This window comes from Pseudobutyrivibrio ruminis CF1b (assembly GCF_000424005.1).
Lineage (GTDB): Bacteria > Bacillota > Clostridia > Lachnospirales > Lachnospiraceae > Pseudobutyrivibrio > Pseudobutyrivibrio ruminis_C.
On the sequence record NZ_AUJB01000008.1, the window covers coordinates 146,238 to 171,191 of the forward strand.

At 38.9% G+C, this 24,954-nt stretch carries 20 protein-coding genes; 19 read left to right on the forward strand and 1 reads right to left on the reverse strand.

From position 1 onward, the window contains the following. Nucleotides 1–10: 10 nt before the first annotated feature. The 19 genes from G592_RS0102990 to G592_RS0103090 all read left to right on the forward strand — a co-directional run bounded on the left by G592_RS0102990 (nucleotide 11) and on the right by G592_RS0103090 (nucleotide 23,515). Entirely contained in the window at nucleotides 11–901 is an 891-nt protein-coding gene (locus G592_RS0102990) for a carbohydrate ABC transporter permease (RefSeq protein WP_028246500.1), read from the forward strand. An 89-nt stretch (nucleotides 902–990) separates the two neighbouring features. Then, entirely contained in the window at nucleotides 991–2,193 is a 1,203-nt protein-coding gene (locus G592_RS0102995) for a GGDEF domain-containing protein (RefSeq protein ID WP_028246501.1), read from the forward strand. Nucleotides 2,194–2,300: 107 nt separating this feature from the next. Further along, entirely contained in the window at nucleotides 2,301–2,459 is a 159-nt protein-coding gene (locus G592_RS0103000; RefSeq protein WP_155942146.1) for a hypothetical protein, read from the forward strand. Nucleotides 2,460–2,588: 129 nt separating this feature from the next. After that, entirely contained in the window at nucleotides 2,589–3,350 is a 762-nt protein-coding gene (locus tag G592_RS0103010; protein WP_242830140.1) for a DUF3990 domain-containing protein, read from the forward strand. Further along, nucleotides 3,334–4,071, forward strand: a complete 738-nt coding sequence (locus tag G592_RS15500) for a helix-turn-helix domain-containing protein (protein ID WP_051194731.1) — start codon at nucleotides 3,334–3,336, stop codon at nucleotides 4,069–4,071. The genes G592_RS0103010 and G592_RS15500 overlap by 17 nt, the downstream gene beginning before the upstream one ends. Before the next feature lie 92 nt (nucleotides 4,072–4,163). Further along, nucleotides 4,164–5,060, forward strand: a complete 897-nt coding sequence (locus G592_RS0103020; protein WP_028246504.1) for an alpha/beta hydrolase — start codon at nucleotides 4,164–4,166, stop codon at nucleotides 5,058–5,060. Between the two features lie 139 nt (nucleotides 5,061–5,199). Then, nucleotides 5,200–7,248 (forward strand): methyl-accepting chemotaxis protein, encoded by a 2,049-nt coding sequence (locus G592_RS0103025; RefSeq protein ID WP_028246505.1) that lies wholly within the window; start codon nucleotides 5,200–5,202, stop codon nucleotides 7,246–7,248. Between the two features lie 71 nt (nucleotides 7,249–7,319). After that, complete coding sequence (locus tag G592_RS0103030) at nucleotides 7,320–9,380, forward strand: methyl-accepting chemotaxis protein (RefSeq protein ID WP_028246506.1); 2,061 nt, start codon at nucleotides 7,320–7,322, stop codon at nucleotides 9,378–9,380. 30 nt (nucleotides 9,381–9,410) lie between these two features. Next, entirely contained in the window at nucleotides 9,411–11,462 is a 2,052-nt protein-coding gene (locus G592_RS0103035) for a methyl-accepting chemotaxis protein (protein ID WP_028246507.1), read from the forward strand. 160 nt (nucleotides 11,463–11,622) lie between these two features. Next, nucleotides 11,623–12,828, forward strand: coding sequence for a cysteine desulfurase NifS (nifS, locus tag G592_RS0103040; protein ID WP_028246508.1), 1,206 nt, complete (start codon nucleotides 11,623–11,625; stop codon nucleotides 12,826–12,828). 35 nt (nucleotides 12,829–12,863) lie between these two features. Beyond that, nucleotides 12,864–13,298: a Fe-S cluster assembly scaffold protein NifU gene (gene nifU / locus G592_RS0103045; protein ID WP_028246509.1), complete on the forward strand. Its 435-nt coding sequence runs from the start codon at nucleotides 12,864–12,866 to the stop codon at nucleotides 13,296–13,298. Between the two features lie 915 nt (nucleotides 13,299–14,213). Beyond that, entirely contained in the window at nucleotides 14,214–15,545 is a 1,332-nt protein-coding gene (locus tag G592_RS15505; protein WP_036951647.1) for an O-acetylhomoserine aminocarboxypropyltransferase/cysteine synthase family protein, read from the forward strand. A gap of 41 nt (nucleotides 15,546–15,586) precedes the next feature. Next, nucleotides 15,587–16,519 (forward strand): cysteine synthase A, encoded by a 933-nt coding sequence (gene cysK, locus G592_RS0103060; protein ID WP_028246510.1) that lies wholly within the window; start codon nucleotides 15,587–15,589, stop codon nucleotides 16,517–16,519. Between the two features lie 306 nt (nucleotides 16,520–16,825). After that, nucleotides 16,826–18,118, forward strand: a complete 1,293-nt coding sequence (locus G592_RS0103065; protein ID WP_028246511.1) for an ABC transporter substrate-binding protein — start codon at nucleotides 16,826–16,828, stop codon at nucleotides 18,116–18,118. Nucleotides 18,119–18,233: 115 nt separating this feature from the next. Further along, nucleotides 18,234–19,112: a carbohydrate ABC transporter permease gene (locus G592_RS0103070; RefSeq protein WP_015549127.1), complete on the forward strand. Its 879-nt coding sequence runs from the start codon at nucleotides 18,234–18,236 to the stop codon at nucleotides 19,110–19,112. Continuing rightward, on the forward strand, nucleotides 19,112–19,966 hold the full coding sequence (locus tag G592_RS0103075; RefSeq protein WP_028246512.1) for a carbohydrate ABC transporter permease: 855 nt from the start codon (nucleotides 19,112–19,114) through the stop codon (nucleotides 19,964–19,966). Before G592_RS0103070 ends, G592_RS0103075 begins: the two co-directional genes overlap by 1 nt. Nucleotides 19,967–20,070: 104 nt before the next feature. Continuing rightward, entirely contained in the window at nucleotides 20,071–21,486 is a 1,416-nt protein-coding gene (gene gtfA / locus G592_RS0103080; protein WP_028246513.1) for a sucrose phosphorylase, read from the forward strand. A gap of 119 nt (nucleotides 21,487–21,605) precedes the next feature. Then, nucleotides 21,606–22,586, forward strand: a complete 981-nt coding sequence (locus G592_RS0103085) for a LacI family DNA-binding transcriptional regulator (protein ID WP_028246514.1) — start codon at nucleotides 21,606–21,608, stop codon at nucleotides 22,584–22,586. After that, nucleotides 22,586–23,515 carry a carbohydrate kinase family protein gene (locus G592_RS0103090; protein ID WP_028246515.1) on the forward strand — a complete coding sequence of 310 codons (930 nt, stop codon included), beginning with the start codon at nucleotides 22,586–22,588 and terminating at the stop codon, nucleotides 23,513–23,515. Before G592_RS0103085 ends, G592_RS0103090 begins: the two co-directional genes overlap by 1 nt. 47 nt (nucleotides 23,516–23,562) lie before the next feature. Here G592_RS0103090 and G592_RS15510 read toward each other — a convergent pair whose 3' ends face one another. After that, the gene (locus tag G592_RS15510; protein ID WP_051194732.1) at nucleotides 23,563–24,924 is read right to left on the reverse strand and encodes an MATE family efflux transporter; all 1,362 of its coding nucleotides are present in this window, start codon (nucleotides 24,922–24,924) and stop codon (nucleotides 23,563–23,565) included. Nucleotides 24,925–24,954 lie beyond the last annotated feature (30 nt).

Consider the following 24,954-nt stretch of genomic DNA (forward strand, 5'->3'; position numbering starts at 1 on the left):
GAGAAGATAAATGAAAGACGAAAAGAAATTTCAGATTTTTGCTCACGTAGTACTTATCATCTTATCGTTACTTGCAATACTCCCTATGATTTTAATGTTGATGAGTTCTTTTACAGATAACGATGTTTTGATAGCTGAGGGATACAAATTTATCCCAAGCAAATTATCTACATATGCATACGAATACATTTTCAACACAGGCAATTCTGTTATAAGAGCATACGGTGTTTCTGTTGTCCTTACCACAGTAGGAACCTGCCTATCACTGGCTATTACAACTATGCTTGCCTACGCGATTTCCATAAAAGATTTGCCAGGAAAGAAGTGGATTACATTTGCAATCGTATTTTCCATGTTGTTTAATGGAGGACTTGTTCCTACATATATGGTATATACGAATATTTTTAATTTGAAAAATACCTTCTTTGCATTGTTGTTCCCAGGTTTGATGATGAATGCATTTAATATTATGCTGATGAAATCATATTTTGTATCAAGTATTCCGTCAGAAATTTTAGATGCAGCATACATTGATGGGGCATCACAGACTATGACATTTTTCAAGATAGTGGTTCCATTGTCAAAACCTATTATGGCAACGGTAGCGCTTTTTGCAGGTATTGGTTACTGGAATGACTGGATGAATGGTTACATTTACATAACCAAGAGAACGGAGCTTTATTCTGTTCAGAACCTTCTTAACAGGATGATGCAGAATATCCAGTTCCTGTCACAGTCCAGCTCAAATGTACAGAATGCCAATGCTGGATTATCGGCTATTCCTCTTGCATCAGTCAGAATGGCAATGGCTACTGTAGGTATTTTGCCGATTATCATTATGTATCCATTTGTACAGAAGTACTTTGTAAAAGGCATTACACTTGGCGGCGTAAAGGGATAAAAGAGTTTTATTCTTACGTCACATTTCTTAAATATATTCTTGGTAAAATGCTACCATGAGCATTGTGTATTTCTCATGGAGGCATGATTATGATAGTACAGTTGGAGTCACAGATTAAACCGTTCATACTTTTGATTCTTGCGGTATGTCTGGTATCCTTGAATATTATTTTCGCAAAAACCAATGAAAGCATAGGTAGCAAACGAGAAGTTATGTCATTCAGGGGTATGCTTGTATCATTCATGATATATGCCCTTGTGGATATACGACTTCTTATTGGAGATGGATTTTACACAATGTTCCCAAGACCAATTGTACATTTTATTGTGGCAGTTGGTTTTGGGGTAATGTCTCTTGCCTGCTATTTTTGGTTTCTTCATGTATCTTCGAATATTCATCCAAAGTTAAAAAATAAGAAGGTAAAAACACTGAGATTGTGGGATATTCTTGCATTAATTCCTTTGGCAATTGTTGTCATTTTGCTATTTACACCACTTCATGTTTTTGTGTATGAAATAGTGGATGGAATGGTAGTGTTTTATCCTATGCTTTCATTCATCTTGTTTTTGGATTACGTATATCTGATAACGGCCACTGTAATCTCAATACAAAACAGAAGAAGAGCTAAGAACAGACTGGAAAAGAAAAAATATGGCAGCCAGATTTTGTTTATTGTTTTCTTTACCATAAGTGGAATGCTTATTGGATTTTTAATAAATCTTCCTGCAATAGAGCTGTGTGTTATTCCTGTTGTTATCAAGCTGTTTGTGGAGCTTCAGGATTCACAGATTTACACGGATGCCTTAACCAAGCTGAATAATCGTAGAAGATTAAAAGAATATATTCACAATGAATTGCAATCATGTAGTGAAGATAATCCTTTGACAGTTATTATGGTGGATTTGGATTATTTTAAAAGCATCAACGACATTTTAGGTCATGACGAGGGAGACAGAGCCTTGATAGCATTTTCCCATGCATTAAAAGATACCTTTAAAGGTAACGATGCAGTGATTGCCAGATGGGGTGGAGATGAATTTATTGTGGCAGGTAAAGATAAAAATCTGGCCACAGACTTGCGAGAAAGACTAGAAGATGTTTTGAAGCGAAAGAGCGGATTGGATTATCCTGTATCATTTAGTTTAGGTATTTTTAATTGCGTTTCACCTGATATGACCGGTGAGCAGATTTTAGTAGAAGCAGACGCATTGCTGTATAAAGATAAAGAAGTTCAGCATAAAAAAGGCATAGATTTTAACGAGCAGCTTAAAGCAGTTAAAAACAAAAAGTAATAGATTTTCACCTGGTCTTCAGAAAAAGTTAAGAAATATTTAAGAGTTATTTAATGGTATTCGTCACATTAAACCTTTACCATATAAGTATGGAAAAGGAAATGATAATGGACGAAACGATTTCCGTTACGGAGATTGTTTCCATAGGGAATTCATACGAAAATAATATGGCTCGAATAGCTGCTATGGAAGATGAGTTTTCTCACACCATTGATCCTATACTTAGGATGTACAATGCAGCTATGAATCTTTATCTGGCAATTTAGATTCGCTGGATGCTATGGAAATCGATTTTGAGGATGAGCTCCTTCAGGCAGCGGAGCTTATATATTCAGCACAGCAGAAGCTGGAGATGATGAATTCTATAATGGAGAAATAAAAAGGAGATAGCCGCCGTGCAGGCGGTTATTTTTATTGTTAAATTGATTTTATACTTCTGTGGAGTTATAATATATATACTTCCACAGAAGTATAGGAGGATAACAATGTCAAAAATACGTCTTTATCATGGCTCACAAATGATAATAGAAAAGCCTGAGTATAAGGGAGGAAAAATTCATAATGATTATGGTCAGGGCTTTTACTGCACTAAACATATAGAGCTGGCTAAAGAGTGGGCTGTAGATGAAGACTTTGATGGATATGTAAATACATATGAAATAGATTTGTCAGGTCTAAAGATTTTAAATCTGAACGATGACAAATATTCTATTTTGCATTGGCTAACAATTTTACTTGAACATAGGACTATGCGAATGAACGGTCCAGTAGCAGAGGATGGTTTGGATTTTTTGAAGAAACATTATCACATAGATATATCTGGTTATGACGCGATAATTGGTTATAGAGCAGATGATTCATATTTTTCTTTTGCAAGGGCATTTATAGCTAACTCAATTAGTATTGCCCAGTTGGAAAGGGCGATGTATCTAGGTGAGCTTGGTGAACAGTATTTTATTCAGAGTGAAAAAGCCTTTTCAAAGCTTATTTTTAAAGAATATATTGAGGTGGCTAGTTCTGATTATTATCCTCTAAAAAAATCCAGGGATAATAAGGCAAGGAGTGATTTCAACTATATTACCAGATCATTAGATAAAGAGGGCACTTTTATTTTGGATTTAATGAGAGAGGAGAGAGAAAATGGCACATCCTTATAATCAAATGTATTTGAATGATGCAATGAGTAATTTGGCTGAGGCTGTGGAGGTTGCCCGTTTTATCTATAGATTTGAGTTAAATTCATTCATGAACTTATTCATTACATCAGGCGTATCGCATCAGTTTGAAATAGGAAATCCTAAATATATTGTTGGAAAATCAGGAACTGAGTTAGTGGATGAAATTGTATATAGAATATTTGGTCCATCAAAAGTTCTTGCATCCGATTCATACTATTCAGCTCCCGGTTCAGAATATTGGGCAGGATGGGTGCTTGCATATTATCAGTGGGTTACAGGAAAGACATTTAAAGAAATACAAAATATAATGACTCTACAGGAAATATATAATCATTACAATCCATATCATGAAATGGATGAGGAACAAATGGTGGAATTAATTAATAAAAAAGCAAACGAACCTACTGTTAACATATCTGGTGTAAGACGTTTACAAGCTTATAGAAAATTCTGGGGGTTATCGCAGAGCCAGTTGGCTAGAGAGGCAAATGTAAATCTTAGAACATTGCAACAGTATGAGATAGGTGCAAAAGATTTGGGGAAGGCATCAGCAAATACAGTTCTTGCATTATGCGAGGTTCTAAATTGTGAACCCAAGGATTTGATTACAACACCAGCACATAAAAGTTATGAGGAGCGTTTAGCTGAGTGTGGTGGTGTTGCTCAGCCATACAAATTTGATTGGCGTGATTCATTATGATTTAACTTCATATAAACAGAATATTAATATGCATATAGTTATTGAGTATTATTTGATATAATATATTCAATGTATTTGGGAGGAAGAAAGCTATGTCATTTCAGACTTTTATGTTTAAGCATATGGCTAAGAAATCAGACGCAAAGAGAGATGCTAATCTTGTTGTGCCTGATAATATCCACATGGACAGAGATATTAATTACCTTAATAATGGGGATGAATGGAATCTTTTGGATGTTTATTATGAGAAGCATACAGAAGGGGTTCAGCCTACAATCATAAGTATTCATGGCGGTGGATACATATATGGTACAAAGGAGATTTATAAACACTATGGTGTATATCTGGCTGGCCTGGGATATACTTTTGTGAATTTCAATTATCACCTGGCTCCAAAGGCCAAGTTCCCATCTCAGCTTACAGAGATTAATCAGGTGATGGAGTGGGTAGTAAAGAATGGTGAGGAATATCACATAGATATTAATAATGTATTTCTGGTAGGTGATTCTGCTGGGGCACAGATGTGCAGTCACTATGCGGCAATAGCTACCAATCCAGACTTCGAAAAGGAATTCGCATTTACGGTACCAAAGGAACTTAAGATTAGAGCTATCGGCTTGAATTGTGGAATGTATAAATTTGATCCTAATTCAGCAGAAGGCCCAATGGCTAAGATGAATAAGGATATATATAAAATGTATCTTGGTAAAGATACATCAGGACTTACAAAACAGATTGACGTACTAGGTCACATCACAAAGGATTATCCACCTTCATACATTATGACTTCATACTATGATTTCTTAAGGGGAAATGCAGAGCCTATGCATCAGTTCCTTCAGAAAAAAGGCGTGGATTCTGTCTGCAAATGCTATGGCAAGGAAGGACAAGAGTACATGGGACATGTTTGCCATGTAAATATGAACCTTGCTGAGGCCAAGCAGATTAATCAGGATGAGGTGGCCTTTTTTGAAAAATACATAGTTTAGTGGACAAGAAACGGGATTCCAGAAATGGAATCCCTTATTTTTATAGAGTTTTCAGAAATTTAACCATTTAAACATATATTTGTCGTATAATTCCTTTGTGGTGTGCGATGGGGCTGCTTTTCAGTAAAGGAGAGGGAACATGGCAAAGAAACCAAAAACAATGAATCCGAAGAATCAGTCTGGGATTAAGGCGAAAGACAGTGTAAAGACCAAACTAATTTGCATTATGGCAATGCTTGTGGCAGTACCACTGATTGTTGCTATTGTTATTAGTTATGTATCATCAACTAACAAGGCAAAGAACGATGCTTTGGAATTGCTTGATACTACAGCTAAGTTTGTAGAAACTGAATATGAAGAGATTATAAAAGAGAATGTTGATTCACTCCAGATGTTTGCCACAGCACCAAGTACCCAGAATTTTATGGAGTATTACGGAAGAGAAGGAAGTAATATTCCACCTGCTGCTATTCAGGCACATATGGCTCAGATTAATACCATAATTAATGATGGAAATGATAGTGTTGTTCTGACATTACTTTCAGGTGACCAAATTCTTAGAACTGACGGTGGTGATTGTGTTAATATAGCCGACCGTGAATTCTTCCAGAGAGCAACCACTACAGGAAAGCCTGCTGTCTCAGGTGTTATCGTAAGTAAATCTTCAGGTGCCAGAGTAGCTATTATTGCTGTTCCTATTTTCAGTGAGGCAGGACAGGTTATCGGTGAGTGTCAGAGAAGTATTGACCTGACTGTACTCCATGAATTTTTAGCAAATAATATTAGTGATGGTTACATCGTTGATCAGAATGGTATTATGGCTGCTCATGCCCAGTTTGATATCGCTGCAGAAGAGGAATACGACATGAGTTCAGGAGAGTTCTGTACTTCTTCTGAGTCTAGTGGTTTATTTGAGCAGGCATTTAGTGGAGTTAACACTTATAATTCATGGGTAAAAGAGCCTATAACTGGATATTCTGTTATTGTTGCAAAGCAGGAACAGGAAATTATGGGCGAGGCTAACAAGGCTGCTTTTTTAGTAGTTATTATTGGAATTATCCTTTTACTTGTAGCTATAGTTATTTCCCTTGTTATGGCAACAAGTTTTACAAACCCAATCCTTGCTGTTACAAATACAATTACAGAACTTGCAGATGGTCGTTTTAAGAAAATTGATGGATATGTTGGTCGTAAGGATGAATTTGGAGAGATTGTTCGAAGTACCAATTCCGTTATTGATAAATTAGGTGATATTGTTTCTGCTATTAAGCATTCAGCTGCCACAGTTACAACATCTTCTGAGGATTTGGCTGATATGGCAAATCAGATTGCTTCTACAACAGATACTGTTGCAACAGCCGTTCAGGAAATCGCAACAGGAGCTGTTCAGCAGGCTGAGGAGATTCAGGAAGCAGCGGAAAATGTTGGTAAGATTACAGATGCTGTAACAGGAGTACAGAACTCTACAGATAACATGGAAAGTCTTGCAGGTAAGATGAAGGAAGCTTCACAGACCTCAAGTAAATCACTTCTTAATCTTCAGGATTCAAGTAGTGATATGACAGAGAAGATTGAAGAAATCGCCAGAACAATTTCAGCTACAAAGGATGCGGTTACAAGTATCAATGAGAGCGTAGAAGGAATTTCAGGCATTGCTTCACAGACAAACCTTCTTTCACTTAATGCTTCAATCGAGGCAGCTCGTGCTGGTGAAGCTGGTAAGGGCTTCGCAGTTGTAGCCGAGGAAATCAGAAAGCTTGCTGATGATTCAGATAGTATGGCTCAGGATATCAGAACTCAGATGGATATTCTGCTTAAGCAGTCTGAGGCAGCCGTTGCAGCAGCTAACCTTGTTAAGCAGGGCAACTTAGAGCAGCAGGAAGCTATCGGTGGAACACTTGAATCAGTTAATGGCATGATTGAGGATATCAACGGAACTGTTGATGGTGTTAAGGAGATTGCAGGAGGGGCTGAGACCTGTGTATCTTCTAATGATATTGTTTCTGATGCAATGTCATCTCTTTCAGCAATTTCAGAAGAGAATGCTGCATCATCAGAGACAACAGGTGCTTCTGTTCAGGAGCTTTCAGCTACAGTTTCAAGCCTTGCAAATTCGGCTGATGATTTGAAGGATATTGCTGTTAAGCTTAATGAAGAGATTTCATTCTTCAAAGATGATACAGAATAAGAGAAATTTCTGTCATATAATTCACTATGTTATCAATAGTAACCTGCTGATTTTGTATGAGGAGTTGAACTATGGAAAATAAAAAGGATAAGAGCCAGAAGGTCGCTAAAACTGGCAAGTCAGGTATTGCTTTTAAGGATAGTATCAAGACAAAGCTTATTATAATCATGGCTTTGCTTGTGGCTGTTCCTTTGCTTATAGCTATTCTTATTAGCTATCGAAATTCTACAACTAAGTCCAAGGATGATGCTTTGGAATTACTTGCTATGACTGGCGAGATGGTAGAAACAGAATTTTCTGAGATTATCTCCCTAAATACTAGTGCCTTGGAAACCTTTGCAACAGCGCCAAGTACTGTAAATTATATCGAGTATTATCATACTGAGACACAGCCTGTTCCAGATGAAGTTATGTTGGCTCATATGGATGCCATCAACGATTACATTAATGATGGTAATAAGAGTATTATTTTGACATTGGCCAGCGGAGACCAGATTCTTAGAACAGATAGAAAAGAAAATGCAAACACCTCGGATCGAGATTATTTCCAGCAGGCTGTTACTACTGGACAGATAGCAATATCAAATGTTCAGGTTAGTAAAAAAGCTGGTAATCGTATCATGATTATGTGTGTTCCAATTTATGATGAGGCACATTCTAAGGTTATTGCTACAATTCAGCGAAGCTATGATTTGAATAACCTTCATGAGTTCTTGGCAGCTAATATCGAAGATGGATATATCGTAGATAGAGCTGGTATTATGGTATCTCATGCTAAGATGGAAATTGGTCCTGAAGATGAATATGATCTTAGTTCATATGAATTTATGTCTTCATCTGATGAATCAGGTGTAATGACATCTACATTTGATGGTGATCTTACCTACATGTCATGGACCAGAGAGCCTAAGAGTGGCTATGTTGTTGCTGTTTCAAAGGGAAATAGCGCAATAATGGCATCTGCAAACAAAGCGGCAATGGCTACTGTATTGGTAGGTGTTGTTCTATTAGTTATTTCTGTAATTATTTCGCTTATGATTGCAACAAGCTTCACAAAACCTATACTTGCTGTTACTGCAACTATTTCCCAGTTGGCAGATGGTCGTTTTAAGAAGATTGATGTTCATGAAAAACGTAAAGATGAATTTGGCGAAATTGTTCGTAGTACAAACTCCGTTATTGATAGATTAGGAGGCATTGTTTTATCAATTAAGCATTCTGCCGCCAATGTAACAACCTCTTCAGAGGATTTGGCAGAGATGGCAAATCAGATTGCAGCCACAACGGATACTGTAGCAAATGCAGTTCAGGAAATTGCCACAGGTGCTGTACAGCAGGCTGAGGAAATCCAGTCAGCAGCAGAGAATGTTGGTAAGATTACTGATGCCGTTTCGGGTGTTCAGACATCTACAGAAAATATGGAAAATCTTGCTGGCAAGATGAAAGAGGCCTCACAGACCTCCAGCAAATCACTTCTTAATCTTCAGGATTCAAGTAGTGATATGACAGCAAAGATTGAAGAGATTGCAAAAACAATTTCTGCTACAAAGGACGCTGTTACAAGTATCAATGATAGTGTAGAAGGTATTTCTGGAATCGCTTCACAGACAAATCTTCTTTCACTTAATGCTTCTATTGAGGCAGCACGTGCTGGTGAAGCTGGTAAGGGCTTCGCGGTTGTTGCTGAGGAAATCAGAAAGCTTGCCGATGATTCTGATAGCATGGCTCAGGATATCAGAACTCAGATGGATATTTTGCTTAAGCAGTCTGAGGCAGCGGTTGCAGCAGCTAACCTCGTGAAGCAGGGCAACTTAGAGCAGCAGGAAGCTATCGGTGGAACCCTTGAATCAGTTAATGGCATGATTGAGGATATCAACGGAACTGTTGATGGTGTTAAGGAAATCGCCGGCGGTGCTGAGACCTGCGTATCTTCAAATGATATAGTTTCTGATGCAATGTCATCTCTTTCAGCAATTTCAGAAGAGAATGCAGCATCTTCAGAAACAACGGGTGCTTCTGTTCAGGAGCTTTCAGCTACAGTTTCTACACTTGCTGCTTCTGCAGATGACTTGAAGGAAATTGCCGTTAAGCTTAATGAAGAGATTTCATTCTTCAAGGATGATACTGAATAGTAGTGCTTTATTAGTAATTTAGGAGCGGAAATGAAAATCAAGAAAATTTCGGTTCGCATTACCATACACATCATTATATGTACCACTATTGCCATGGTAGTCATGAGCTTTTTGGCTTCATACAGTTTGGTAAACATAATGAAAAACGAAGCAGCTGTTGAGCTTTCAGGGGTAAGCGAATCATCTTCATCTCGCTTGAGTGCCCTTATTCAAAAGGAATATGCTTATCTGGATGGATTTATGGCATCTCAGGATATGAAAGCACTTATAGATAATCCTGATGATCCAGATATTCAGGCAGCCGCTCAGGCATATACTCAGTACTATGGAAGTATCATACCTGATATGAAAAGTATGTTTTATGTTGAGTATCAGGGGAAAGTTTTGACCCATACTCTTCCTGAAATGATAGGATATATGAATAATCCTGACCTTGTGAAAATGATTCAGGGTCTTTACTATAATGACCAAGGCAACACTGTATACAATAGTGTTACAGCTGTATCTCCTGCAACTAGTGAGATAAGTATGATTTTTGCAAGATCATCATACAACTCAAATGGTAAGCCTGCAGGTTATGTTTCGGTGGAAGTGGATAAGACAGAGTTTTACAATCTTTTGGAATCTGCAATTCATATTTGCGAGAATCAGGAGGTTGTTCTTACTGGCGTCAATAATCCAGTGGTTTATTATTCGACAAATCCAGATGAAATAACCCTTTCCAGTGAGAAGCCAATAATAAATTCTCTTATTGCTGATATTTCAAATGGTGCTGTTGAGAATGAAGGATTTATTGATTATATAGATGACGCAACCGGCGAAAAAATGCTGGGATACTATACTTATTTGAGTGACAATGATTGGCTGTTGCTGGTTGGTGCTCAGGAAAAAGAGCTTTACGGAAATGCATATCATTATTCAAACTTGATAATTATCTATGGCGCAGTTATTACCATACTTATAGCCTTGATTCTGGTATTTATCATTAGCAAGTTAGTAAAGCCTATTACAAATATTCAAACTGCCCTTACACGAGTAGCAGCCTTTGATATAACAGATAATAAAGATATTGTTAAATATGAAAAGCGAGCTGATGAGATAGGAAAACTGGCTGTTGCTACCCGTACTGTAATAATAAGCTTAAAGGGTGCGGTTAGCGTATTTAGAGAATACAATGATATGCTTGAGAAGGATTCAAAGAATCTTGAAAATGCATCTACAATGCTAAGTGAGGTTACAAATGATAACCAGGGTATTGCAGATTCTTTGGCATATAAAATCAATGAGACGAACTCAGCTATTGAGTCCATTCGAAACGAAATTGATAACATATTGGAATTAGTTTCTACTGTAAACGAAAAGGTTGAAACAGGCCAGAATGACTCCACTGAGCTTATAGCTTCAGCCACTAAGATGAATGACCAGATTAACACAGAAATCAATAAAAATATGTCAATGCTACAGGAAACTATGGCTAGTATGGAGACTGCCTTAGATAGTTTAAATGCTGTTGAGCAGATTAATACTTTGGCAGAGGATATTATGTCCATTACTTCTCAGACAAATCTTTTATCTTTGAATGCCTCTATTGAAGCTGCCAGAGCTGGTGAAGCAGGCAAGGGCTTTGCTGTAGTAGCAGGAGAAATTGGACAATTGGCTGAACAGTCAAAAGAAACAGCCATGAATATTACAGAGATAGTAGCAGCCAGCAATGAATCTGTTGCCAATGTAAGAAGTCAGGTGTCTTCACTTATAGATTTCATTAAGAATGATGTTATCTCAAGCTTTGAGATTTTCTCTTCTCAAAGTAAACATTATGATGAGGGTATTTCCACCATTGAACAGTCTGTTTCAGATATAGGAAATGCCATGGAATCTCTTAATGAATCAATAAATGAAATAGCAAAACAGATTAAGGCAGTTAATGATGCTTCTGTGGAAAATACTGACGGTGTTTCTAATATTCTGGGCAAAAATGTTCAGGCTATAGATGTTTCCAAGAACATAGAAGAGATAGCTGAGAATAGTAAGAACAACGCTAACGATTTGAAGTTTGCTATTAATCAGTTCAAGACAGAATAGTAAGTTCGCTATCTGGTAATTGATAAAATGTCGCAATAAAGGATTTTTTGAGAATCACCCATTGACTAAGTGGGTGATTCTTTTTATATTATATAAGCATACTAAACTAGTAGGTAAATATGCAATGATTACAGGTTATAGAAAAGGAGAGTAAAAGGAGATGTTTGTATACGCAGATAATGCAGCTACTACAGCTGTTTCACCTAAGGTAGTGGAAGCAATGCTACCATATTTTACAGAAGTTTATGGAAACCCATCCAGTTTATATTCAGTAGGACAGAAGGCAAAGGAGGAGCTTGAGGAAGCAAGAGAAAGAATCGCAAAGGTTCTTGGTGCATCACCACGTGAAATCTATTTCACATCAGGTGGCAGCGAGGCAGACAATCAGGCTATCATCTCAGCTGCACGAATTGGAGAGAAGAAGGGCAAGAAGCACATTATTTCTACTAAGTTTGAGCATCATGCAGTGCTTCATACACTTCAGGCACTTGAGAAGGAAGGCTTCGAGATAGAGCTTCTTGACGTACATTCAAACGGCGTTGTTACAGCAGAGCAGGTTAAGGATGCAATTCGTGAGGATACAGCACTTGTAACTATCATGTATGCTAACAACGAGATTGGAACAGTTCAGCCAATTCCAGAAATCGGAGCAGTATGTAAAGAAAAGGGAGTTATCTTTCATACAGATGCAGTTCAGGCTGTAAGCCATCTTCATATTGATGTGAAGGAGCAGAACATTGATATGCTTTCAATTTCAGCTCACAAGTTCCACGGCCCTAAGGGTGTAGGCGTGCTTTACGCAAGAGGGGGAATCATCCTTACAAACGTAATCAATGGTGGAGCACAGGAAAGAGGCAAGAGAGCAGGTACAGAGAATCTTGCTGGTATTGTTGGAATGGCGGTAGCACTTGAGGACGCGGTAGCTCACATTGATGAGAACAATGAGAAGTTTGCAAAGCTTCAGGACAGACTTATCGAAGGTCTTTCAAAGATTCCATACTCTGAGCTTAACGGTGATAGAAATCAGAGAGTAAAGTCAAATGTAAACTTCTGCTTTGAAGGTATCGAGGGAGAGTCATTACTTCTTCTTTTAGATGATAAGGGAGTGGCCGTTTCATCTGGTTCTGCCTGCACATCAGGTTCACTTGATCCTAGCCATGTGCTTCTTGCAATTGGTCGTCCACATGAGGTAGCTCACGGTTCACTTCGTATCTCTCTTGGAGAGGATGCAACAGAGGAGCAGGTAGACTACATCATTAAGTCTGTGACAGAAGTAGTTGAGTATCTCAGAGGTTTTTCACCTTTCTGGGGTGACTTGGTAAGTGGCAAGAGAGAACATATTTTTGCAGAGCACACAGTAGCTTAATTCATATAGAGAGATTAATTTGGAGGAATTGAAAAATGGCATTATATAGCGAAAAGGTAATGGATCACTTTAGAAACCCAAGAAACGTAGGGGTTATCGAGAACGCAGATGGTGTTGGTGAGGTAGGTAACCCAGTCTGTGGTGACATCATGAAAATTTATCTTAAGATTAATGATGAACAGGTAATCGAGGATGTTAAGTTTGAGACATTTGGATGCGGATCAGCCATCGCATCATCTTCAATGGCAACAGAGCTCATTATGGGTAAGCCACTATCAGAAGCTCTTCAGCTTACAAACAAGGCAGTAACAGAAGCCCTTGACGGACTTCCAGCCCACAAGCTCCATTGCTCAGTACTTGCTGAGGAGGCTATCAAGTCTGCAGTAAGAGACTACTACGACAAGAACGGAATCGAATACGACCCTAAGGATTTCCCAGACCCTGAGGTTGAGGCGTGTCATATGCACTAAGGAGGCTTCCCCTTGAGGGTTGCTAGGCTCCAGTGGAGCCTGTTTAGCAACGACCGAGCCGGAAGGCGAGACAAGGTGGCCGAAGGCCGGATGAGGTGTCTCATCTGGTCTTTTTTCTTTTTCCCTCCTGCTTGACACATCATATCAGCCCAGTCTCGGTGTCAATGATTCCCTTTGGCGCTTCGCGTCATTGACACCTCGCCTTTAGGCTGATATTTGGTAATCAAGCAGGGGTGAAAATGGGGCTGTGGCGGAGCCGCAAAGCCACTTATGCATCCCGATGGTATAAAAGTGGCATTTGGGATGCATTTATACGGGTGTGATATTGGAGAGTATCTGTATGACCCGTAAATTAAAAGTATGGTTCAAACCCTTTACGGGTAAAATGGGAAGATTCTTTGGATTTACCCGTAAAAAATTGTCACTTTTAAAGATATTTACGGGCGAGATTAGGAAGCACACTAATCTACCCGTAATCAATATTCACAATTGTTAAAATATGGGGAAATACTTTCAGATTTTACGGGTGTATGGAAGGAAGCTACAGGGTTACCCGTAAGTTTCAAAAACCAATTTTTTTTCTTACGGGTACAATTGCATTTCTTATACCTAGTACCCGTAAATAGAACCTGTGGCTTGCCACAATCACAGTGAAACTAAGGATAGCCTTAGCTATCAATTCCCTTGATAGCCAGCTATAATTTTTACCCATATTAAAACCTATTGACCTAGTAGGTAATATAATTTATTATAATCCCAACAAGAAAAACATAGCGAAAGGGTAGGTAATTCAAAATGAAAAATCTTTTAATTTCTTTTGTAAGACACAACTGTAAAAACGGCCGAATGCAGGGCTCAAGAGATTATTGTTACTGTTGTTAAAAATATTATTGATAAGCAAAGGAGATTAAAATTATGAGTAATTATAGATTCGAGACATTAGCACTTCACGTAGGACAGGAAAACCCAGATCCAGCATCTGATGCAAGAGCAGTACCTATTTATCAGACAACATCTTATGTGTTCAGAGATTCACAGCATGCAGCAGACAGATTTGGTCTTGCAGATGCAGGTAACATTTACGGAAGACTTACAAACTCAACACAGGGAGTTTTAGAGCAGAGAGTAGCAGCTATTGAAGGCGGAGCAGCAGCCCTTGCAGTTGCATCAGGAGCAGCAGCAATCACATACACAATTGAGGCTCTTGCAGCAGGCGGCGGACACATAGTAGCACAGAAGACAATCTACGGCGGAAGCTACAACTTACTTGCTCACACACTTCCACAGTACGGCGTAACAGCTACATTCGTAGATGCTCACAACCTTAAAGAGGTTGAGGATGCAATTAAGGACGATACAAAGGCAATCTACATTGAGACACTTGGAAATCCAAATTCAGATATTCCAGATATTGATGCACTTGCAGAGATTGCTCACAGACACGATCTTCCACTTGTAGTTGATAACACATTTGGTGCAGCTTACTGGGTACGTCCAATCGAGCATGGCGCAGACATAGTAGTTCATTCAGCAACAAAGTTCTTCGGTGGACACGGAACAACACTTGGTGGTGTTATCGTAGAGGCAGGCACATATGACTGGAAGAAGAGTGGCAAGTTCCCTGCAATTGCAGAGCCAAATCCAAGCTACCACGGAATCTCATTTGCAGATGCTACTGCACCTGCTGCATTCGTTACATACATTAGAGCAATCCTTCTTCGCGACACAGGAGCTACAATCTCACCATTCAATGCATTCCTTCTTTTGCAGGGAATTGAGACATTACCACTTCGCTTAGATAGACATGCAGAGAATACAACAAAGGTTGTAGAGTTCCTTAAGAATCATCCAAAGGTTGCAAAGGTAAATCATCCTTCACTTGAGGATCATCCAGATCACGAGTTATATAAGAAGTATTTCCCTAAGAATGGCGGAAGCATCTTCACATTTGAAATCAAGGGCGGCAAGGAAGCAGCTTACAAGTTCATCGACAATCTTCAGATTTTCTCAATCCTTGCAAATGTAGCTGATGTTAAGAGCTTAGTAATTCACCCAGCGACAACAACACATTCCCAGCTTACAGAAGAGGAGCTTCTTGACCAGGGAATCACACAGTCTACAATCAGACTTTCAATTGGTACAGAGCACATTGATGACATCATTGAAGATCTTGAAAAGGGCTTTGCAGCAATTGACGGAATTCAGGGTTCAGTTAATGAATCAAACGTTGATATAAAGGCAGTTTAAGCTATAATATTTATTAGTAATTATGTACGGAGGATAATGAAATGGCAAACATTTACAAGAGCGCATCAGAGCTCATTGGAAACACACCACTTGTAGAAGTTACAAATATTGAGAAGGAGCTTGGTCTTGAGGCTACAGTTTTAGTTAAGCTTGAGTACTTTAATCCAGCAGGATCTGTTAAGGATAGAGTAGCGCTTGCTATGATCGAGGATGCAGAGCAGAAGGGACTTCTTAAAGCAGGTTCAGTAATCATAGAGCCAACATCAGGAAACACAGGTATCGGTCTTGCAGCTATCGCAGCAGCAAAGGGATACAGAGCAATCCTTACAATGCCTGAGACAATGTCTGTAGAGCGTAGAAACATTCTTAAGGCATACGGCGCAGAAATCGTTCTTACAGAAGGCGCAAAGGGAATGAAGGGAGCTATCGCAAAGGCTGAGGAGCTTGCTGCAGAAATCGAAGGCAGCTGGATTCCAGGTCAGTTCGTTAACCCTGCAAACTCAGCAGCACACCGTGCAACAACTGGTCCAGAAATCTGGAAGGATACAGATGGAAAGGTTGATATCTTTATTGCAGGTGTTGGTACAGGCGGAACTGTTACAGGTGTTGGTGAGTACTTAAAGTCTCAGAACTCTAATGTTAAGGTTGTTGCTCTTGAACCAAAGGATTCTCCAGTGCTTTCAGAGGGCAGAGCAGGTGCTCATAAGATTCAGGGTATCGGCGCTGGATTCGTTCCAGATGTTCTTAATACAGAAGTTTATGATGAGATTTTCGTAGCAGACAGTGATGATGCATTCGCAGCAGCAAAGCTTCTTGCAAAGAAGGAAGGTATCTCAGTAGGTATCTCTTCAGGTGCAGCACTTCACGGAGCTATCGAGCTCGCAAAGAAGCCAGAGAACAAGGGCAAGACTATCGTAGCTCTTCTTCCAGACTCAGGTGACAGATACTACTCTACACCACTTTTCACAGAATAACTTGGATTTCTAATTAAAATACTCCTTTTACTACACCCTCAGGTATGCCAGTGCCTGGGGGTATTTTTTTGCAATCTATGTGTAACCGATTTCATATGTCATGCGGATAATACAAACGAGTTAACCTAATTTGCCCTTATTTTATTGTAATTATGCACAAAAATAACGCTACGAATTAAGCCGAAATTTACAAAATCGATATTTTTAGCTGCAAAATATATGTCAACCGGTTGACATATATTAACAGGCAATGGTATCATCCTAACATCAAAAACAAACAGACCTTTTGAAGGAGGGGTAATTGAAATGAAGAAAAAGTTAGTTTCATTAGTTATGGTTGCAGCTATGGGCTTGTCTATGGTTGCATGTGGTTCAGCTTCAGGCTCAGGCGATGGGGCAGCAAAGGGTGATGGTGTTTCTATCACAATCTTAAACTCTAAGACAGAGATTCAGACTCAGTTTGAAGAGATGGCAGAAGAGTATGAGGCAAACACAGGTGTACACGTTGAGGTTTACAATGCTGATACAGATACAACAGTTGCTTCACAGGTAGCAACAAGATATGCATCAAACGATCCATACACACTTACAATGGTTGATGCAAAGGATATCTACTCACTTGCAGATGATTATGCTTATGATCTTTCAAATGAAGATTGGGCTAGCCACACAACACTCGGTATCACAGTAAACAATAAGCTTGCTGGTTTCCCAGTTTGTGTAGAGGCAAGAGGTATTCTTTACAACGCAGATGCAATTAAGAAGGTAACAGGTAAGGATTTTGATCCTTCATCAGTAGCAACACTTGATGACTTCCAGAAGCTTCTTGATGAGCTTGTAGCTGGTGGAATGGAAGCTCCAGTTGGTATTCTTTCAGAGTACTGGTCACTTGGTGCTCACTGGTTCCCAATGATTTACGAAGAGCAGGCTGATCCAGATGCATTCGTAAACGGACTTCTTGCTGGTTCTGAAGACCTTGCTGGAAATGAGAAGTTCAACTCAATCATGGATACATTCGAGACACTTGTTAAGTACAACTACGCTAAGGGTTCTGCTTCAAACGCTGACCGTGAAGAAACATCAATGAAGTTTGCTCAGGGAGACATCGCATTTATGTTTGGTGGTAACTGGGATTGGTCAGTAATCAACCAGTATGACTACACAGAGAACCTTGGTATGATGCCAGTTCCACAGAACACAACAGACGGCACAAACGCAAAGCTTGTTGGTGGTGGTTCTAAGTACATCTTCGTAGATAGCTCAGATGCTACAAGCGAGGAGCAGAGACAGGCAGCTCTTGATTTCCTTAACTGGTTAGTAAGCGATGCAGAAGGTAATGCTTTCCTTACAGAGAAGTGTGCTTTAGTTCCTGCATTCGATAACATTGATGCTTCAGCACTTGATCCACTTTCACTTTCAGTTAAGTCATACGCTGATGCTGGAAACCTTGTACCAAACTACAACTACCTTCCAGATGATCACATGACAGTAGTAGGTCAGGAGATTATGCAGAAATACCTTGATGAGGCTATTGATAGAGCAGAAGTTGCTAAGGAAGTTACAGAATACTTCAAGACAGCTACTCCAATTGCCCACTAATTATGCTGTGAGCGCCAGGCCATAGGCAATAAAAAATGGCGCGAACTACCTTGTTCACAACGGGGCCTCAGAAAAATAAGTAACTGAGGCCCTATTATTTTGAAAGGTGATGTTTATGAAAACGAATACACTGGGGTATAAATTTAGACAGTACTTACTTTTTGCAGGAGTATCTACAGTTATTTTTGCAAGCGTGGTAATCATTCCTTTTATTTATGGTCTTTATCTTACATTTACAAGTTGGGATGGAGTTTCACGCAATAAGCCATTCGTTGGCGTTGAAAATTATGTTAATGCGTTTGGAGATTCAGGATATTGGGTATCTCTTGGACGTACATTTATCTACTCAGCAATCGCTGTTATTTTGGTAAATGCAGTGGCCTTCATTATCGCTTATATGGTAACAAGCGGAATCAAGGGCCAGAATTTCTTTAGAGCAGGTTTCTTTGTTCCAAACCTTATCGGTGGTATCGTACTTGGTTATGTTTGGAAATTTGTATTTAATAAGGCATTAGTTTCACTGTCAGCTTCTATAGCAAGTGGAGATGCCAAATCACTCCTTGCTACAGAAACAGGTGCAATTGCAGCACTTATTATTGTTTCAGTTTGGCAGTATGCAGGCTATATGATGCTTATTTATGTGGCAGGCTTTATGAGTGTTTCAGAAGATGTTATTGAGGCGGCTAAAATTGATGGCTGTACGGGGACACAGTCAATCATTCATATATCAATTCCACTTATGACAGCATCATTTGTACAGTGTTTATTCCTTACAATCACAAGATGCTTCATGGTATACGATGTAAACCTTTCACTGACAAACGGTGATCCATACGGAAGCTCAGCACTTGCTGCTATGCACGTATACAACCAGGCTTTCATCAACAAGAACTATGGTACAGGTCAGGCAGAGGCACTTATCCTCTTTGTAATCTGCGCTATTATCGGTGGAATTCAAGTATACGTTGGTAAGAAAGGGGAGGTGCAGGCATAATGGAAAACGAAAAAGCAGCTCGCAATAAAAAAATAAGACACGCCATTATGATTATCGTACTTGCGATATTATTTGTAGCATTTATTTTCCCTTTCATAATGGTAATCATAAATGTATTTAAGGTTAAGGCAGATATCACTGCAAATCCACTTGCTCTTATAGGTAAGCACGGATTCACATTAGAGAATTTCCCTAATGCTATTAAGAAAATGAATTTCTGGAATTCATTTGGAAATTCACTCTTTATTACAATTTTCTCAACAATCGGTACAATCATTCTTTCATCAATGACTGCATACCTGATTGTTAGAAATAACTGGAAAGCAAATAAGATTTTATTTGTAACTATGATTGCATCAATGGTAATTCCATTCCAGGTACTTATGGTTCCTCTTGTTTCTTTATACGGTGGAATATTTGGAATATTAAATCACAGAATTACACTTATTTTTATGCACATCGGTTTCTCACTTTCAATGGCAACATTTATGTTCCACGGAAGTATTCACACAAACGTACCTATCTCACTTGAGGAGGCAGCAACAATTGATGGCTGTAACAAATGGCAGATTTTCTCACAAATCGTATTTCCGATATTAAAGCCAACAATTGCAACAGTAGCAATCATTGATGCAATGGCATTCTGGAATGACTACTTACTTCCATCTCTTGTACTTGGACGTAAAGAGCTTTACACAATTCCTATCGCAACAAAGGTATTCTACGGTACTTATTCAACAGATACAGGATTAATTATGGCTGCACTGTTACTTGCAATGCTTCCAATCCTTCTTCTGTACTTATTCCTTCAGAGATACATCGTGGAAGGTATTACAGCAGGTGCCGTTAAATAGGCAATACTTTATCGAAGATAAGGTATTGCAGGATGTGCCATTTGCCGCAGGCAAATCTTTAAATGGCACACCTTCCTATAAAATAATAAAAAGGATTGAATAAAATGAAAAAGTTAGAAAACAAATGTATGCTCATCACTTATGCTGACAGCATGGGTAACAACCTGACAGACTTAACAACAGTAATGAATAAGCATTTCAAAGATGCAGTTGGTGGAATTCACATCCTTCCATTCTTCCCATCATCAGGAGACAGAGGCTTTGCTCCAATGGATTACCACGTAGTTGATCCAGCATTTGGTGATTGGAATGATATCGAAAAGTTAGCAGAAGATTATTATCTCATGGCTGATTACATGATTAATCATATTTCAGCCCAGAGTGAATACTATAAGGATTTCCTTGCAAAGAAGGACGATTCTAAGTACAAAGACCTTTTTATTCGTTACAAGGATTTCTGGGAGAATGGCGAGCCTACACAGGCAGAGGTAGATGCAATCTACAAGAGAAAGCCAAGAGCTCCATACGTAGATGCGAATTTTGCAGATGGCACTACTGAGAAGGTATGGTGTACATTTGATGAGCAGCAGATTGACATAAACTGTAAATCTGCTACAGCAAAGGAATTTATCAGGGATAATCTTGAGACACTTTGTAAGCATGGTCTTGCAATGATCAGATTAGATGCCTTTGCTTATGCTACTAAAAAGGCAGGCTCTTCATGCTTTTTCATTGAGCCAGAGGTTTGGGAGCTTATGGATGAATCAGCTAAGATTGTTGAGCCATATGGTGTAACACTTCTTCCAGAGATTCATGAGCACTATACAATGCAGCAGAAGATTGAAAGTCATGATTATTATGTATATGATTTTGCGCTTCCTATGCTTCTTATTAACGGCCTTTACTATGGACAGTCACAGTACTTAAAGCACTGGCTTGAGATTTGCCCAAGAAAGCAGTTTACAACACTTGATACACACGATGGAATCGGAGTTGTAGACGTTAAGGATCTTCTTCCTGATGAGGAAATCGAACGTACAAAGGAAGACATCTTTAAATTCGGCGCTAATGTTAAAAAGATTTACAACACAGCAGCATACAATAACCTTGATATTTATCAGGTTAACTGCAGCTACTATTCAGCACTTGGTGATGATGACGATGCTTATCTTCTCGCAAGAGCAGTTCAGTTCTTTGCACCAGGTATTCCACAGGTTTATTATGTTGGACTTCTTGCAGGAAAGAACGATCTTCAGCTTTTAGAGGAGACAAAGGTTGGTAGAAATATTAATCGTCACTACTACAAGCTTGATGAAATCGACCGCGAGGTTGAAAGACCAGTGGTTAAGAAATTACTTGAGCTTATGAAGTTTAGAAATGAGCATCCAGCTTTTGATGGAGAGTTCATATTAGAGGATTGCAGCGATGAAGAGCTTGTTATTCTCAGACAAAAGGGAGATGCTTTTGCAAGACTTAAAGCTAACTTAAAAACTAAGAAGTTTACTATTGAACATTCATAAATAAAAACGGCAATGCACAGTAGGGTATTGCCGATTTTTATGATAAAATGTGGGCATGGAGTTAAGCATAGATTTTTGTTTTTCCTCAGAAAAACAAGAAGCTATAATTTGGAGGGAAAATGGCAACATTAAAGGATGTGGCAGCAAAGTGCGGATTGACTGTCACCACAGTATCGAGAGTACTAAATAACAGAGGATACATTTCCGAAGAGACTAGAGCAAAGGTTTATGCGGCCATGGAAGAGCTTAACTATCAACCAAATGAGGTGGCAAGATCTTTATCCAAGAAGTCTACAAAAACCATAGGGGTTATAGTCCCACATATCAGACATCCTTACTTTTCGGAAATGATTAGTAATATTGAAAACGCAGCAAATAAACAAGGATATAAAATAATCCTTGCCAACTCAAAAGGGGCAAAACACAAGGAGAAGGAATATCTAGACATGTGTACAAGTAATCGAGTGGCAGGTGTTATTTTGTTTTCTCCCAGTGTACAGGTATCGGAATTTGCAGATAGCAAAATTCCGCTTGTCACTGTAGAGCGTTTTATAGAAAATGGAACTGCAGCCGTAGAGTGTGACAATGAACAGGGGGGAATGCTGGCAGCCCAGGCTCTTATTGATTCAGGATGTAAGAATGTTCTTATGATTTCAGGTGTTGTTAATAATTCAATGCCTGCGGACGATCGTGTAAAAGGTTTTGCAAAAGTTTGTGAAAAAAATGGTATTTCATATAAGGAAATAGTCACCAGTCAGGATCAGTACGAAAGCCTGGATTATCATTCACTTTTAGATAGTGCTTTAAAGCTTGATTCTGATATTGATGGTGTATTTGCCAGTTCTGATTTAATTGCAGCACAAGTGCTTCAGGTTTGTGGTAAAATAGGAAAAAAGGTACCAGAAGATATAAAGCTGGTGGGATTTGATGATGTTATGATTTCACGAATTACCACACCACCTATTTCTACTATTCACCAGCCAATTAAAGAGATGGCAGAGTCGGCAGTAGAACTTGTTATAGCAGCTTCAGAGGGAAAGGTTGTGCCTAAGCGCACTCTTTTACCGGTATCGTATATAGAAAGGGAAAGCACAATATAATGAAAAGATTTGACGTAATAGCATTAGGAGAGATTTTAATTGACATGGCTCCAGGTGAGCAATCATCACAGGGCAATGATACCTTTGAGGCATGTCCAGGTGGAGCACCTTGTAATGTATTATCACTTCTTACAAAGGCTGGTCACAAGACAGCTTTCATCGGTAAAGTTGGCGAGGATATGTTTGGACATATGCTTACAGACACAATCAAGGAGCTTGGGATCGAGACTTCAGGTGTAGTATTTGATAAAGAGGTACGTACAACACTTGCCTTTGTTAAGAAGCTTCCTAACGGAGATAGAGACTTTAGCTTCTACAGAAATCCAGGAGCAGATATGATGCTTAATGCATCAGAGGTTAAATTTGATTTAATCGAGGATTCAAAGATTTTCCATTTTGGAACACTTTCAATGACATCTGAGTGTGCTAAGGAAGCTACAAAAAAAGCTGTAGCATTTGCAAAGGAAAAGGGACTTCTTGTTTCCTTTGATCCAAACTTAAGAGAGCCACTTTGGGCTAATCTTGGGGATGCAAAGGCTGCAATCAAGTGGGGAATGGAAAACTGCGATATTCTTAAAATCTCAGATAACGAAGTAGAATTTATGACAGGTCTTTCAGATATGGAAGCTGGATATATGGCTATAAAAGAAATGTCATCAGCTAAGCAGGTGTTCGTTACACTTGGCCCAGATGGAAGTATCGGAATGGCTGATGGTCAGTTGGTTAAGGTGAGTGGTGTTAAGATGGAATCAGTAGTAGACACTACAGGAGCTGGAGATACATTTATGGGTTGTGCTCTTCATTACATCTTAGGTCATGGAATAGAGCTTTCAGCAGACCAGATTAAAGAGTTGCTTACAATTGCAAATGCAACAGCTGCAAAGGTAACTCAGGTTAAGGGTGCATTAAAGGTAATGCCTGAAATTTAAAACACATAGTTATGGACTGGTGATGACACCAGTCCTTTTTTAATCCTTTAATACAAATCCTCTTGTGCAACTTCCTGTAAAACCAGGGATTCACTTTCGCCTCTGATTTTTCTTAACTTCCAGCTGTTTAGAACGAAACGTAAGATTTCATCTACAACAACAAGTCCGAAGATTTCAAGTATTCCCCTATGAAATACCATTACTATAACTGAGCTCATAGCCACTACGAAGAAGGTTCCAAAAAGCTGAGTCTTTAACATCCAGGAAGGCTCACCATAGCCTTTGATTCCAGAACCGAAAATAATATTTCCACTTTTAGGGAATAAATCCAAACCAACAATTAAAAGATATAATGGCGCTGCAGCAAGTACTGCTTTGTCTTTAGTAAATATTCCTAATATCTGATTTGGGAACAGCAGGAAAAATACAAGATTAATCACTGAAAATCCCCAGGCAAGATAAGAGGAACACATTACCACATCCCACACACCTTTTACATTTTTTCTGCCTGTCTCGTAGCCTGAAAGTGTAAGAGCGGCAGTACCAAATGAACCAGATACAACAACTGCGATTAGCTCTACACTAAATACAATAGAATGTATTCCTGCAGCTTCTACGGAAATCTTGTTGAGCATTGCTATAAGATATAAATGTCCAAGATTCCAAGCGAATTCTTCGCAGGCTGCTGGTGCGCCGAACTTAATTGTATCAGTGTATAGCGAAAGCTTTGCTTCTAAGATCTGAATGAACTTTGGCCTGATTACAATATCCTTTGCAGTTAATACATAAACAAGAACGATTGCATCACCAAGTAATTCAGCTAATGTTGTGGCAATAGCTGCACCCTTTACTCCCATGGCAGGAAGACCAAAGTGGCCAAAAATCAATATATAATCTAGCACTACATTTGCCAGTGATCTGGATACTCCGTACCATACCATAATCTGAGTCTTCTGGCTTACCTGCAGCATACAGCTGATAGATGCACCGATACCGGTAAGAATAAATATTGGAGCAAAGTAGTGAGCATAATCAATACTCATACCGATGATGCTCTCATCAACGCCAATAAGGTTGAAAGCCACCTGTGGTGTGAAAAACCAGAACAGGAAAAGAATAATTCCTATACCATTATTAAATTTAAATACTGAAGCCAGTGTTGCTGTTGCTTTATCAAGCTCATTTGCACCATATAGCTGACTTACTAGGATTGTGGCACCTGTAGTTAGTGCAAAAATGATGCTCATTGTGGTCCACATTGGCGTAGAAGCATTTCCTACTGCACTCATACTTTCGAGTGACAGTCTGCCGATGAAAACCTTATCAATTAACATCTGTAGCTGCGATATCAGATTTGAAAGCATTATGGGAACAGCAATAGCAAGTATTTTCTTAATATAGTCTTTCATAAATTTTCATATCTTTCTGTATCCAATCAT

Bases quoted from the DNA above. Each gene is read 5' to 3' on its own strand.
- G592_RS0102990 (WP_028246500.1), top strand. From the start codon at position 11: ATGAAAGACGAAAAGAAATTTCAGATTTTTGCTCACGTAGTACTTATC.
- G592_RS0102995 (WP_028246501.1), top strand. From the start codon at position 991: ATGATAGTACAGTTGGAGTCACAGATTAAACCGTTCATACTTTTGATT.
- G592_RS0103000 (WP_155942146.1), top strand. From the start codon at position 2,301: ATGGACGAAACGATTTCCGTTACGGAGATTGTTTCCATAGGGAATTCA.
- G592_RS15500 (WP_051194731.1), top strand. From the start codon at position 3,334: ATGGCACATCCTTATAATCAAATGTATTTGAATGATGCAATGAGTAAT.
- G592_RS0103020 (WP_028246504.1), top strand. From the start codon at position 4,164: ATGTCATTTCAGACTTTTATGTTTAAGCATATGGCTAAGAAATCAGAC.
- G592_RS0103025 (WP_028246505.1), top strand. From the start codon at position 5,200: ATGGCAAAGAAACCAAAAACAATGAATCCGAAGAATCAGTCTGGGATT.
- G592_RS0103030 (WP_028246506.1), top strand. From the start codon at position 7,320: ATGGAAAATAAAAAGGATAAGAGCCAGAAGGTCGCTAAAACTGGCAAG.
- G592_RS0103035 (WP_028246507.1), top strand. From the start codon at position 9,411: ATGAAAATCAAGAAAATTTCGGTTCGCATTACCATACACATCATTATA.
- nifS (WP_028246508.1), top strand. From the start codon at position 11,623: ATGTTTGTATACGCAGATAATGCAGCTACTACAGCTGTTTCACCTAAG.
- nifU (WP_028246509.1), top strand. From the start codon at position 12,864: ATGGCATTATATAGCGAAAAGGTAATGGATCACTTTAGAAACCCAAGA.
- G592_RS15505 (WP_036951647.1), top strand. From the start codon at position 14,214: ATGAGTAATTATAGATTCGAGACATTAGCACTTCACGTAGGACAGGAA.
- cysK (WP_028246510.1), top strand. From the start codon at position 15,587: ATGGCAAACATTTACAAGAGCGCATCAGAGCTCATTGGAAACACACCA.
- G592_RS0103065 (WP_028246511.1), top strand. From the start codon at position 16,826: ATGAAGAAAAAGTTAGTTTCATTAGTTATGGTTGCAGCTATGGGCTTG.
- G592_RS0103070 (WP_015549127.1), top strand. From the start codon at position 18,234: ATGAAAACGAATACACTGGGGTATAAATTTAGACAGTACTTACTTTTT.
- G592_RS0103075 (WP_028246512.1), top strand. From the start codon at position 19,112: ATGGAAAACGAAAAAGCAGCTCGCAATAAAAAAATAAGACACGCCATT.
- gtfA (WP_028246513.1), top strand. From the start codon at position 20,071: ATGAAAAAGTTAGAAAACAAATGTATGCTCATCACTTATGCTGACAGC.
- G592_RS0103085 (WP_028246514.1), top strand. From the start codon at position 21,606: ATGGCAACATTAAAGGATGTGGCAGCAAAGTGCGGATTGACTGTCACC.
- G592_RS0103090 (WP_028246515.1), top strand. From the start codon at position 22,586: ATGAAAAGATTTGACGTAATAGCATTAGGAGAGATTTTAATTGACATG.
- G592_RS15510 (WP_051194732.1), bottom strand. From the start codon at position 24,924: ATGAAAGACTATATTAAGAAAATACTTGCTATTGCTGTTCCCATAATG.